11 protein-coding genes are annotated in these 12,353 nt (G+C 59.5%); 1 reads left to right on the top strand and 10 read right to left on the bottom strand.

Annotation, left to right across the window (positions count from 1 at the left end; genetic code table 11):
* Positions 1-17: 17 nt before the first annotated feature.
* The 3 genes from rfbC to V0R62_RS13820 form a co-directional block, all read right to left on the bottom strand.
* Positions 18-575, bottom strand: coding sequence for a dTDP-4-dehydrorhamnose 3,5-epimerase (gene rfbC / locus V0R62_RS13830; protein ID WP_330104123.1), 558 nt, complete (start codon positions 573-575; stop codon positions 18-20).
* 63 nt (positions 576-638) lie between these two features.
* Positions 639-1,571: a dTDP-4-dehydrorhamnose reductase gene (gene rfbD / locus V0R62_RS13825; RefSeq protein WP_330104122.1), complete on the bottom strand. Its 933-nt coding sequence runs from the start codon at positions 1,569-1,571 to the stop codon at positions 639-641.
* A gap of 37 nt (positions 1,572-1,608) precedes the next feature.
* The gene (locus V0R62_RS13820; RefSeq protein ID WP_330104121.1) at positions 1,609-2,529 is read right to left on the bottom strand and encodes a glycosyltransferase family 2 protein; all 921 of its coding nucleotides are present in this window, start codon (positions 2,527-2,529) and stop codon (positions 1,609-1,611) included.
* Between the two features lie 501 nt (positions 2,530-3,030).
* Here V0R62_RS13820 and V0R62_RS13815 point away from each other — a divergent pair.
* Positions 3,031-3,702, top strand: coding sequence for a metallophosphoesterase (locus tag V0R62_RS13815; protein ID WP_330104120.1), 672 nt, complete (start codon positions 3,031-3,033; stop codon positions 3,700-3,702).
* A 2-nt stretch (positions 3,703-3,704) separates the two neighbouring features.
* Here the strand turns inward: V0R62_RS13815 and V0R62_RS13810 are convergent, their stop codons facing one another.
* From V0R62_RS13810 to V0R62_RS13780, 7 genes are all read right to left on the bottom strand, one after another.
* A complete protein-coding gene (locus tag V0R62_RS13810) occupies positions 3,705-5,690 on the bottom strand; it encodes a polysaccharide biosynthesis protein (protein WP_330104119.1) in 1,986 nt (661 codons plus the stop codon).
* A 95-nt stretch (positions 5,691-5,785) separates the two neighbouring features.
* The gene (locus V0R62_RS13805) at positions 5,786-6,799 is read right to left on the bottom strand and encodes an MraY family glycosyltransferase (RefSeq protein WP_330104118.1); all 1,014 of its coding nucleotides are present in this window, start codon (positions 6,797-6,799) and stop codon (positions 5,786-5,788) included.
* Positions 6,796-7,758, bottom strand: a complete 963-nt coding sequence (locus tag V0R62_RS13800) for a UDP-glucose 4-epimerase family protein (protein WP_330104117.1) — start codon at positions 7,756-7,758, stop codon at positions 6,796-6,798. Before V0R62_RS13800 ends, V0R62_RS13805 begins: the two co-directional genes overlap by 4 nt.
* Entirely contained in the window at positions 7,758-9,011 is a 1,254-nt protein-coding gene (locus V0R62_RS13795; protein WP_330104116.1) for a glycosyltransferase family 4 protein, read from the bottom strand. The genes V0R62_RS13800 and V0R62_RS13795 overlap by 1 nt, the downstream gene beginning before the upstream one ends.
* Positions 9,012-9,031: 20 nt before the next feature.
* Positions 9,032-10,162 (bottom strand): non-hydrolyzing UDP-N-acetylglucosamine 2-epimerase, encoded by a 1,131-nt coding sequence (gene wecB / locus V0R62_RS13790; RefSeq protein WP_330104115.1) that lies wholly within the window; start codon positions 10,160-10,162, stop codon positions 9,032-9,034.
* Between the two features lie 24 nt (positions 10,163-10,186).
* A complete protein-coding gene (wbjC, locus tag V0R62_RS13785) occupies positions 10,187-11,305 on the bottom strand; it encodes a UDP-2-acetamido-2,6-beta-L-arabino-hexul-4-ose reductase (RefSeq protein ID WP_330104114.1) in 1,119 nt (372 codons plus the stop codon).
* A gap of 3 nt (positions 11,306-11,308) precedes the next feature.
* A complete protein-coding gene (locus V0R62_RS13780; RefSeq protein WP_330104113.1) occupies positions 11,309-12,343 on the bottom strand; it encodes a polysaccharide biosynthesis protein in 1,035 nt (344 codons plus the stop codon).
* Between the last annotated feature and the right edge of the window lie 10 nt (positions 12,344-12,353).

The raw sequence follows: 12,353 nt of genomic DNA, 5'->3' as shown, positions 1-12,353 counted from the left end.
GTAAACCCACCATTCCCTTAAAGTAGATCTGCATCCTTCAGCATCGCCCCTTCCCGGTCCTTGTCGGACAGGATGGGCGCGAGCGACGGAATACTTGCGTTAACCGGCCATTGAATCTGGATCTGCGGATCGTCAAAGCGGATGCACCGTTCGTGCTCCGGGTACCAGTAGTCGGTGACCTTGTAGTTGAAACGCGCCGTTTCGGAAAGTACCAGAAAACCGTGCGCAAAACCTGCCGGAATCCACAGCTGCTTGTTATTTTGCGCCGAAAGATACTCACCGACCCACCGTCCAAACGTCGGTGAGCCTTTGCGGATATCGACCGCGACATCGAACACCTGCCCCTCGGTCACCCGAACCAGCTTGCCTTGGGGGCACTCCACCTGGTAGTGCATGCCACGCAAAACCCCTTGCTTCGAGCACGACTCATTGTCCTGCACGAACGTCACCGGGTGCCCGACGGCCTCCTCGAAACGCTTGCTATTGAAGCTCTCGAAGAAAAAGCCGCGATCATCACCGAACACCCGAGGCTCCAGCAGTAAGACTTCCGGAATATCCAGAGGCGTTACTTTCATCTCTTCAATCTCCCTATTCCAACCTTCCACCGAGAGCGCAACCAAGGCGCCCCTTCGCAGGCCCTACCTACGCTCGAATATTTCAGCCACTGTGCGCGCCACCCCATCCTTCCAGAACGGAACGTTCAACTCAAACGCGCTTCGCAGTTTAGCGGTGGACAATCTTGAGTTACCTGGGCGCCTTGCAGGAGTTGGGTAATCCGACGTTGCAATGGCACGGACATCCTCAGGCTGGACCTTAAGCACCAGTCCGGCCGAGCGGGCTTGCTCCAGGACAAAACGGGCATAATCACACCATGTGGTCTCCCCTTGCGCAACCAGATGGTAAAGGCCGGCCAACTCGGCGCGGCGCCCCACCGCCAGGATGGCATGAGCCGTCACATCGGCAAGCAGGTCGGCCCCGGTCGGCGCCCCAAACTGATCATTGATCACGCTCAAGTTTTCCCGCTCCTGAGCCAGGCGCAAAATGGTCTTGGTGAAATTCTGACCATGAGCGCTGTGAACCCAACTACTGCGAAACGTCAAAAACCTGCAGCCAGCTTGCAGAATGGCCAGCTCCCCAGCCGCCTTGCTCGCACCATAGCAATTCAAGGGCGCAACAGCCTCTGACTCCTGCTGATAATGCGCACCCGCCCCACCAAAGACATAGTCAGAAGAGTAATGAACAAGCAATGCGTCAAGCCGTGCAGCCTGCTCAGCAAGCACACTCACCGCCTGCGCATTGATTCGGAAGACTTTATCCTGCTCGCCCTCAGCCTTATCGACTGCGGTATAAGCAGCCGCATTGACAATGACATCCGGCTTAATGAGTTGAAGCGAGTCGACAAGACCAGCTGTATTTTCAAGATCACCGCAAAAATCGGAACTTCTAGAATCAAGGGCAATAAGCTCGCCCAAAGGGGAAAGACTGCGCTGCAGCTCCCAACCCACTTGGCCGTTCTTCCCTAGCAACAATATCTTCATAGGCCGCTCTACAGAAAATTGCACACAGCGCATAAACAGAAACGACCGAAGAGCACCGCGTCGTTTATCGTCATATTTTTTTTAGCAGGACCGCGACCATAAGCCCCAAGTTACCGAACAGTGTCTGACGGTAAAGCCTCGCCTTGAGCACCAGCAACAGACGCAAGGGCAACTTAGCTTTTCGTGCACGCATAAAGTCCGCCAACACTTGCTGACTGCCACTGTTCAAGCGATGGCGCATTGCCTCAAGTGCTGCAACATTCATTTCGCTCCACTCGCAGAATCGCCCCTGTAGCAGAAGGCGTATGCGCACCAGGCGGGCCTGCCAACTCGAGTTACTGCCAATCAGGTTTCCGTCATGCTGCCGATACAGCAAAACAGGAACTTCGTCATAGAAGACTCTCCCGCCAACACCACTAACGAGCTGATAAGCCCACCAGTCATGGGACGGTAGCTCCAGTTCCATACCCGCCTCACGCAACAGCTCGCAGGCAGCACGATTGAAGACCATGGTGTTACCACCACCGATGCTCTGCACCAATGCATTGGAGAACGTCGGCGGCAGGAGAAAGCGAGGTGAAAAGCCGATGGCCGCACCCTTGGCGTCGACCAACTGAGTGCGAGCACAATAGAGGGCTGGCACCGACTCCGGCACAGTGGCCAAGCGTGCAACTGCCCTTTCAAGCTTGTCTACGTTCCAGATATCGTCCTGGTCGGACCAAGCGTAGTACTGGTAGTCCCCCTTGACCCGGCAGACCAGCGACAGGAAGTTTGCCACATACCCACGCCGAGGCCCCTGAACCAATTGCAATTTTCCACCACAGCGCACACCGAATGCTTCAAGCTGCTTTAGCGTATCGTCAGTTGAGCCATCGTCGGACACATGCAACACCCAGTGCTTGTGGCTCTGATGCTCGAAAGAGTCCAGTTGCTCACGCAAATACCCCCCACCATTATAGGTTGCCATCAGAATTGCAACGGCAGGCGACACTGGGCTTTCTCGTTGATCGACGCGATTGGAAGACATCCCGGTATAAGCAAATACAGTCACAAAACTCCCTTTTTCCGAAGCCCCCACGGCCACATGAGCATCATCATCAGTTGACAGTCAATGATCTTAGCCGGATGCAGCTGTGTTGCATAGTCTAACCACCTCCTGACAGTTGCGCCCAGGATGGCGCCATGACATCATGCCGAGTATTTTCGCCGTCAGATACCCATTCGATCAGGTGTGTTGCCACTGCGCGGACTCCTGCGAGGTGACAGGTAAATAAATCGGCACTTTCACCGCTGTGAAACGCGCCCTATCAGTTGCCACCCTCCAGCGACAGCGCATGCCGAGCCCTCGAAAAGTGCCATGCCCCGTGCGCTCCTGATAAACTCGCGCCAGATATTTTGATGACTTTTCCTACAGAGCATTGGCGTGCCTCTCCCTGACTTCACTCCCCCACTCAAATCTGTAACTCCCAATTTCAAAGGGCGGGATTTTGTCGTGGGCGATGTTCATGGGCACTTTGAGCTGCTGCGTCAGCTGCTGTCGAAGGTGCGCTTTGCCCCCCTTCATGATCGTCTGTTCTCCACTGGAGATCTGGTCGATCGCGGCCCCTTCTCCGAGCAAGCGCTGGAGTGGCTAGCCTATCCCTGGCTTCACGCCGTACGTGGCAATCATGAGCAGATGGCCATCGATTGCGCAGCAGGGGTTGGCGACCCGGCCCGTCACGCACGTAATGGTGGCGAATGGTTCCATCGGCTGGCGCCGGCCGAGCAGCAACGCATCGCTGCCGCCCTGGCAACCCTGCCATTGGCGATTGAAATCCAGCGCACGTGCGGCGAGCCAATTGGCGTCATTCATGCAGACTTGCCGGAAAGCCCCCCCACTCCCGATTGGGGTAGGGCCATGACACTTCTGCAAGCCAGCGATCCACAAATTCGACGGAAGGCCCAGACCCAGGCGCTATACGCCAGAAATCGCATCACCTCGATGGACACCCGCCCGGTCAATGGGGTAGACCGTCTGTATGTAGGTCACTCTACGGTACCGCAGGTACTACGACTGGGAAACGTGATCTACATCGACACGGGCTGCTCATTTTCCGATGGTGCGCTGACGCTCATCGAACTGGGGCGGGAGCAGATTACCACCTGCCGCCTCAGCGATCTTTAGGCTCAGGGCTCCCGACGGCGCTGCAGATAGATCCAGTCGACGATCTCGCCATCGGGATTGTAGCCACTGACCATTTCCCGCAACTGCTGCCTGACCATGGCGTAGTCGTCGGACGAAATCGCCTCGAGCAGCACGGTCAGCCGCGACTTGAGTGACTCCCAATCCAGATAGTCTTCCTGGGCGCTCATGATCATCGGGTGTCGGGTAGAGACCACATTGTCACCGATCAGCAACTCTTCGTAGAGCTTTTCGCCGGGTCGCAAACCGGTAAATTCTATGGAAATGTCGCCATGCGGATTGGTATCGGAACGCACGCTCAGACCGGACAGGTGGATCATCTTCTCGGCCAGTTCGACGATCTTGACCGGCTCCCCCATGTCGAGCACGAACACATCCCCTCCCTGCCCCATGGACCCGGCCTGGATCACCAGCTGCGCGGCCTCGGGAATGGTCATGAAGTAGCGCGTGATTTTCGGATGGGTCACCGTCAAGGGGCCGCCCGACTTGATCTGCTGATGGAACAAGGGAATGACCGAGCCCGAAGAACCAAGTACATTGCCGAAACGCACCATGGTGAAACGGGTCTTGTTGACTCTAGAGACATTGCCGGGGTCATTGAACAGTACCGGCGCCAGCTCGCGGCTCAACGCCTGAAGCACCATCTCGGCCAGGCGCTTGGTACTGCCCATGACATTCGTCGGGCGCACCGCCTTGTCGGTGGAAATCAGCACGAAGTTGGCCACACCGGATTGCAGCGCCGCCTGCGCGGTATTCAACGTGCCGATCACGTTGTTCAGTACACCCTCGGCAATATTGTGCTCGACCATCGGCACATGCTTGTAGGCTGCCGCATGATAGACGGTCTCGACGCGCCAGGTGGACATCACGTCCAACAGTTGCGCGGCATTGCGCACGGAACCGAGGATCGGCAGGACCCGGGTTGGCAACGAACCACGGCGGATGCTCTTCTCGAGCTCGCTGAGAATGCTGTAGAGATTGAATTCACTGTGCTCGAGCAACAACAAGGTACTGGGCTGAAGCCTCAGGATCTGTCGGCACAGTTCCGAGCCGATCGAACCGCCGGCCCCCGTGACCAGAACCACCTTGCCTTTCACGCAATGCTCGAGCAGGTCGGCCTGCGCCGGCACAGCGTCTCGCCCCAACAGGTCCGCGATGTCCACTTCCTGCAGGTCGTCGACCTTGACCCGGCCGCTGGCCAGATCCATGAACCCTGGCACACTGCGCACGTGCAACGGATAGCCTTCGAGCAGCCCAAGAATCTCGCGCCGGCGCATGCGGTTGACCGAAGGTATGGCCAGCAGCAACTCCTGGGCTCCAGTGACATCAATCATCCGCTGGATCTGCTCGGGACGATAGACGTGCAAGCCCGCGATCACCCGATCGGCGATACTGCCGTCATCATCGATGAACGCCACAGGCCGCATGACCTTGCCCATGCGCAGCGCCGCAACCAGCTGATTGCCCGCGCTGCCCGCGCCATAGATGGCCACCCTGGGCAAACCATCGTCACGATTGCTGAACGGCATGTGCTGCGAGGCGAAGAACCAGTCCCCCATGAAGTACTGACGCATGGCCAGGCGCAAGCCGCCCACCAACACCAGGCTCAACCACCAGTAGTTGAAGATGATGGAGCGCGGCACCAGGTACTGATGGTTGGCGGACCAGTAGACGATGACACCCAGGATAAGCGACGAGAGCGTCACCGCCTTGATGATGACGATCAACGCGTCATTGCCGAAGTAGCGCATTACCGCGCGATACATGCCGAAGCGGATGAACAACGGAATCGAGACCAGTGGCACGCAAACGAACAGCCACACGTGATCACGAAATGGCGCGGCGTACTCGTCGATCCCCAGGCGAACGACAAACGCCAGCCACAGGGCCACCCACACGAGCACGACATCGGCCAGCACCTGCACCAGCCGTTTCTTGGCCCGCGGCAACCCCAGCAGCGACGTCCGCATTCTTTCCCATCCCCTTCCTACCACTGTACCGCTCCTCATCAGCAAAGCTAATTCTTCTTCTGAAATCCAGGCCCATCAACTTCCTGCCGAGCCGGTCAACGCTCGGCAGCACCTGCATGATAGGCGACGGCCAACCCCACCAGCGGCAGGTAGGCAACCAGGAGCGCCAGGAACCCGTCGAGATCGAACAGCAGTACGCCGAGCGCGACCGGCAGCAGCCAGCACAGGTTGAGCAGCGCCACCGCCAGTGTGACCGGCAAATGACCACCCACCCGGCGCGAAGCAAACTGGTAGGCATGGCTGCGATGGGCCTCATAGACCTTCTCGCCACGCAGCAATCTGCGGATCAGGGTGAAGGTCGCATCCACCACGAACACCCCAAGCAGAATCAGCCAGCACCAGAACAGCTGCGACGATACCCAGGCCGCCTGAAGCGACAGCAGGCCCAGAACGATACCAAGGAAGCCGCTGCCGGCATCGCCCATGAAAATCTTCGCAGGCGGGAAATTCCAGTACAGGAAGCCGCTGACCGACATGATCAGGATCAACGGCAGTGCGATCAGTTGCTCGAAACCACCCAACCAGTAAAGCAGGCAAGCCCCCGCGCAGACACAGATGGCCTCGACACTGGCAATGCCATCGATACCGTCCATGAAGTTGTAGAGATTGAGCAGCCACACCAGGTAGAACACCGCGAACACCGCCCCCAACCAGCCCAGGTCGACAACCACCCCGAACACCTGCAGGGGCGGCATGCCGCCGAGCCAGTAGAGGCCCCAGGCCGCCGCAATGAAATGCCCCAGCAACCGCCAGCGTGCGGCGATATGGCCATGATCATCAAGAAACCCGATAACCGCGATCAGCCCACCCGCCCCCGCCAGCCCGATCAACTGACCGGAGGCCAACTGACCGGCGACACCGAGCGCCACCACCACCAACAGGAACGAGACGACAATCGCCACGCCCCCGCCTCGCGGCGTCGGCACCACATGCGAACTGCGGGCGTTGGGGATATCGATGATGCTTCTGGCCAATGCGTAACGACGCAGACCCGCGGTCATCAGAAGGGAAATCAGCGCCACGAAAGGCACCAGCCACCATTGAGTCATTTATTCACATTGTCCTGAAAATGCCGTGCGGCCTGAGCCAACGCCTGGTCCACACCGACCGGAGGAACCCAGCCCAGCAGTGTGCGGGTCTTTTCGATATCGACCTGCAGCGATCCGCACAAGCGCTGCGACAGAGAGCGCTTGCCCAGCAGTGTCGCCCCCAGCGTCAGCAGGATCGCCGGTACCGGCAACAGCCGCGCCGACGTGCCAAGTGCCCTGGCCATGCGCTTGAGCAGATCGGTGGTGGAAAGGTCCTCGCCATCGCTGACCAGGAACGTCTCGTTGGCCGCGGCGGGATGGACCATGCAGGTCAGCACCAGGTCAACCAGGTTATCCAGTGCCACCAGGCTGCGACGGTTATTGATTGCGCCGAAAGGAAGCGGCACGCCTTTGCGCAGCCAGCGCATCATGGCCAGGAAGTTCGCCTTGACGCCCGGGCCATACACAAGCACCGGACGGATGATCACCACCTCCAACCCCGTCTGCTCGGCCAGAACGCGCAACCCTTGCTCGGCTTCCATCTTCGAGACCCCGTAGGGATCGGCCGGCGCCGGGACATCATCGGCGCGATAAGGCCGGCCAACAGGGGTACCTTCGCCATTGACCTTGATCGAGCTGATGAAGATGAAACGCCGGACGCCCGCCGCGACCGCCTGGCGCGCCAGGTTCAAGGTCCCCTCGACATTGACCCGGCGAAATGCCGAGAGCGGGTCGGCCTCCTTGTCATTCATCACATGCACGCGGGCGGCCGAGTGGATCACCACCTCAACGCCCTCGAGCCCCGCTTGCCATTGGGTATCGCCATCCAGCGCATCGATCTGGAATGTCGCTACCCGGGCATCGAGAGCCGAAGCGCAGCGCACCGCCGCGCGCACCCGGTCAGCGCGGGCGACAAGGCTCGACAGCACGGCCCTGCCAACAAAACCGGTAGCCCCGGTCAATAGCACTGTTGAAGTCATCAGCTGTTCATCCTGCGCAACGTGGCGGCCCGGAACAGCTCTTCCAGGCGCGCCATCAATTTGTCCTTGGCGTAATGCTGTTCGTAGTACAACCGCCCTGCCCGGCCCATGCCCATGCGCGCGGTCTCATCGGTCTCGGCCAGCGCCCGCGTGATCCCGGCCAGGCCCTGGGCATCGCCCGAGGGGCAGGCCAGGCCCGCGCCAGACTCGACGATCACACGCGCCGCCTCGCCATTGATCATGCCCAGCAACGGCCGGCCGGAGGCCAGGTAAGCCTGGACCTTGCCCGGGATGGTCTTCTCGAACACGTCATTGGTCTTGAGCGATACCAGCAGTGCATCAGCCTGGGCGAACAAGCCCGGCATGGCCTCCAGCGGATGACGCCCCAACAACTGGACGTTATCCAGCTTGCGGGCAGCCACCTGCCCGGCAAGCCATTCGCTCATGCGTCCATCCCCCACGATCACCCAGCGCACGGCAACCGTGTCGCGCAGCGCTTCGGCAGCATCGAGCACCGCCGGGAAATCCTGCGCCTCGCCCAGGTTGCCGGCAAACACCACGGTGAAGGTGCCCGGCTCCCGGGCGATCAGCCCTGGGCCCGTAGCCGCCGGTGAGGAAAAATCGTCCTCGGCCCAGCTCGGGAAATACACCAGGCGCTCCGCCGAGATCGGTCGGCGGCAATACTGGCGCACATTGTCGAGAAAACCATGGGATTGCAGCAGCAGATAGTCGGTACGGTCATAGATCCACGAGACCACCTTGCCGACCAGCGCCAACAATCGCGGATGCTTGACCACCCCCACCGCGCGCAAGGTTTCCGGCCACAGGTCCAGTACCCATACGAACACCGGCGCACGCTTGAGCCGCCCGATGACCACGGCAGGAATTGCCGCCATGATGGGTGAGACCGCATAGACGAATACGGCATCGAAACGCCGCTTGCGCAGTTTGAACGCCCCCAGTACGGAAGCGCTCACGAAGAACGACAGGTAGTTCAATACCAGCGTAAGGCTGCGCTTGCCTCGCGCAATCAACGGCACCCGCACCACCTCGGCCCCCTCATAGCATCGGAATGCCTCAGGGGTTTCCCGGTAGCGCTCGAACACACGACCCTCCGGGTAGTTCGGCAGCCCGGTCAGCACGGTGACCTGATGCCCCTTGGCCGTCAGGTCACGGACGAGGTCATTGATGCGCATGTTCTCTGGCCAGAAATACTGGGTAACGACCAGAACCTTCAGCGGGGCGTCAGCCATGTTTGGTATCCGACCCCATCTCAGTACCGCTTCCAGACGACACGGTTCACGTAGTCGGTATAGCTGTGCAGGATCCGCACGACCTTGTCCGCGACATTCGGCATGCTGTAGTCCTCGACCAGTCGCATGCTGCGCGAGTCGCCCCGGCCCTGGCTATCGAGAATGCTCAAGCCCTGCAGGACGCGCTCGACCTCCAGGCCAACCATCATCGCGGCGGTCTCTTCCATCCCTTCCGGACGTTCGTGGGCCTCGCGGATGTTCAACGCCGGGAAATTCAGGATCGACGCCTCTTCGCTGATGGTGCCGCTGTCGGACAGGACCGCCTTGGCCTCGAGCTGAAGCTTGTTGTAATCCTTGAAACCCAGCGGCTTGAGCAGGCGCACCTTTTCATGAAAGGTCACGCCCATCGCGGTGACGCGTTTCTGTGTCCGCGGGTGGGTGGAGACAATGACCGGCAGGCCGAATTGCTCCGCCACGGTATTGAGCATGTCCACCAGCTTGAGGAAGTGGCCATCCGAGTCGATGTTTTCTTCACGGTGAGCACTGACCACGAAAAACTTCCCGGCCTCCAGGCCAAGACGCGATAGCACGTCGGAACCGTCGATGCCGCTCCGATAGTAGTTCAGCACTTCGAACATCGGGCTGCCGGTCTTGATCACACGGTCCGCCGGCAACCCTTCACGCAGCAGGTAATCCCGCGCGATGGTGCTGTAGGTGAGGTTGATGTCAGCCGTGTGGTCGACGATGCGTCGATTGATCTCTTCGGGCACGCGCATGTCGAAGCAGCGGTTGCCTGCCTCCATGTGGAACGTCGGGATCTTGCGACGCTTGGCCGGCAGAACGGCCATGCAGCTGTTGGTATCGCCAAGCACCAGCAAAGCCTCTGGCTTGATCTCGGCCAACACACGGTCGACCGCGATGATCACATTGCCAATGGTCTCGGCACCCGTGGCGCCGGCCGCGTTGAGGAAATGGTCCGGCTTGCGAATCCCCAGATCCTGGAAAAAGATCTCGTTCAGTTCATAGTCGTAGTTCTGGCCGGTATGGACCAACACGTGATCGCAGTGCTGGTCGAGAGCCGCCATGACCCGCGACAGACGAATGATTTCCGGGCGGGTACCCACCACGGTCACAACTTTGAGCTTCTTCATGTCAATGGTCCTGTGTACGACGGCTCAGGCTTGGGTACCGACGGGGCGGGCGTAGGTGTCTGGGTGCTCACGGTCGAAGATTTCATTGGCCCAGAGCATGACGATCATCTCGTCCTCTCCGACATTGGTGATGTCGTGGGTCCACCCCGGAACGGTTTCGACAACGCGAGCTTGCTCACCGTCAGTGAAAAGTTCATGAAACTCTCCAGTGACGATATGACGGAAGCGGAAGCATGCTTTGCCCTTGATGACCAGGAACTTCTCGGTTTTCGAGTGATGATAATGCCCGCCCCGGGTGATTCCCGGGTGCGCGGTGAAGTAGGAGAACTGACCGCTGTCACGGGTCTTGAGCATCTCCACGAACACCCCGCGCGGGTCGCCATGACGGGGCACGTCATAGGTGAAACGCTCCGGTGGCACATAGCTCAGGTAGGTCGAGTACAGCGCTCGCACCAGCCCCGTGCCGACAGCTTCGGTCACCATCGACTGGCGGCTGTCGCGAAATGCCCGCAGCTGCTCCGCCAACTCACCGACCGTGATCCGATACTGGGGCTCGACACTGACGAAGGGCGAGCCAGCCACAGTACCTCGCATGACCGCAATGAACTGCGCAATGACATCGTCGACATATACCAGGTTGATCTGGGCATCGGGATCATTGAGGGTGATCGCCAGGTCACGGGCAATGTTGTGGCAGAACGTCGCCACCGCCGAGTTGTAGTTCGGCCTGGCCCACTTGCCGAACACATTGGGCAGACGGAACAGATGAACCGGCACGCCTTGGCTGGCCGCGAGCTGGATCAGCACGTCCTCGGCGGCACGCTTGCTCAGGCCGTAGGGATTGTCCAGACCGGCCTGGATAGACGAGGTATACAGCACGGGAACCGGACGGCCAGCAGCCACAATGGCATCACACAGGGCACGGGTCAGGTCGGCATTGCCGCTCTGGAACTCCAGTGGGTCCTGGGGACGATTGACACCCGCCAGGTGAAACACGAAGTCCGCCTGCTTCACCAGCGATGGCAGGCTATCGAGCCCATCATCGCGGGTGAAGCGCAACACCTGCACATCATGTTGTTCATTCAGATGGGCAATGAGATTCTGGCCGACGAATCCATTGGCACCCGTAATCAGGACGTTCATGACTCACTCCTCGGGCGTTGCATTTTCGCCACGCTGGATCGCGCGCATGAAGTCCAGTTTCAGCAACAGGCGCTGCATACCCTCGACATCCAGACGCTCGGTGTTGTGCGAGTTGTAGTCTTCGGTACGGGAGATCTTGGTTTCACCCTGCTCGACGAACTTGGCGTAATTGAGATCACGCAGATCAGGCGGAATACGGAAGTACTCCCCCATGTCTTCGGCACAGGCCATCTCTTCACGACTCAGCAGTGCTTCGTAGAGTTTTTCACCATGGCGCGTGCCGATCACCTGAATCGGATGCTCGGGCTTGCCCACCAGGGCAGTCAGGGCCTTGGCCAAGGTCTCCACCGTCGCGGCTGGCGCCTTCTGTACGAACAGGTCGCCGTTGTTGCCATGCTTGAACGCATAGAGCACGAGATCGACGGCATCGGCCAGGGTCATCATGAAACGGGTCATGTTCGGGTCGGTCAGCGTCAGTGCCTTGCCCGCACGAATCTGATCGACGAACAACGGGATCACCGACCCCCGCGACGCCATGACGTTGCCGTAGCGCGTACCGCAGATGACGGTCTTCTTGTCATCGACATTGCGCGACTTGGCAACCATGACCTTTTCCATCATCGCCTTGGAAATACCCATGGCGTTGATCGGGTAGACCGCTTTGTCGGTGCTCAGGCAGACGACGCGACGCACTTCGTTCTGGATCGCCGCCTCGAGCAGATTTTCCGTGCCCAGGACATTGGTCTTGACCGCTTCCATCGGGTGAAACTCACAGGACGGCACCTGTTTCAGCGCGGCGGCGTGAAAAATGTAATCGACACCGCGGGTCGCATTGAGCACGCTCTGGTAGTCCCTGACATCCCCGATGTAGAACTTGAGCTTGCTGCTGCCGTAGCGCTTGCGCATGTCGTCCTGCTTCTTCTCATCACGACTGAAGATGCGGATCTCCGCGATATTCGTATCGAGGAAACGCTTCAGTACGGCGTTGCCGAAGGAGCCCGTACCGCCCGAAATGAGAAGTTTTTTTCCACTGAACATAATGATTCCT

The sequence above is a fragment of the Pseudomonas carassii genome (assembly GCF_036324045.1).
Lineage (GTDB): Bacteria > Pseudomonadota > Gammaproteobacteria > Pseudomonadales > Pseudomonadaceae > Aquipseudomonas > Aquipseudomonas peradeniyensis.
The sequence above is the reverse complement of the archived record's forward strand: the minus strand, read 5'-3'. Positions and strand labels throughout refer to the sequence as shown.

What these genes read in the sequence shown, in the direction of transcription:
- wbjC (WP_330104114.1), bottom strand. Translation starts at nt 11,305, where the DNA reads ATGAACGTCCTGATTACGGGTGCCAATGGATTCGTCGGCCAGAATCTC.
- V0R62_RS13810 (WP_330104119.1), bottom strand. Translation starts at nt 5,690, where the DNA reads ATGCGGACGTCGCTGCTGGGGTTGCCGCGGGCCAAGAAACGGCTGGTG.
- rfbD (WP_330104122.1), bottom strand. Translation starts at nt 1,571, where the DNA reads ATGCGCTGTGTGCAATTTTCTGTAGAGCGGCCTATGAAGATATTGTTG.
- V0R62_RS13800 (WP_330104117.1), bottom strand. Translation starts at nt 7,758, where the DNA reads ATGACTTCAACAGTGCTATTGACCGGGGCTACCGGTTTTGTTGGCAGG.
- wecB (WP_330104115.1), bottom strand. Translation starts at nt 10,162, where the DNA reads ATGAAGAAGCTCAAAGTTGTGACCGTGGTGGGTACCCGCCCGGAAATC.
- V0R62_RS13795 (WP_330104116.1), bottom strand. Translation starts at nt 9,011, where the DNA reads ATGGCTGACGCCCCGCTGAAGGTTCTGGTCGTTACCCAGTATTTCTGG.
- V0R62_RS13805 (WP_330104118.1), bottom strand. Translation starts at nt 6,799, where the DNA reads ATGACTCAATGGTGGCTGGTGCCTTTCGTGGCGCTGATTTCCCTTCTG.
- rfbC (WP_330104123.1), bottom strand. Translation starts at nt 575, where the DNA reads ATGAAAGTAACGCCTCTGGATATTCCGGAAGTCTTACTGCTGGAGCCT.
- V0R62_RS13780 (WP_330104113.1), bottom strand. Translation starts at nt 12,343, where the DNA reads ATGTTCAGTGGAAAAAAACTTCTCATTTCGGGCGGTACGGGCTCCTTC.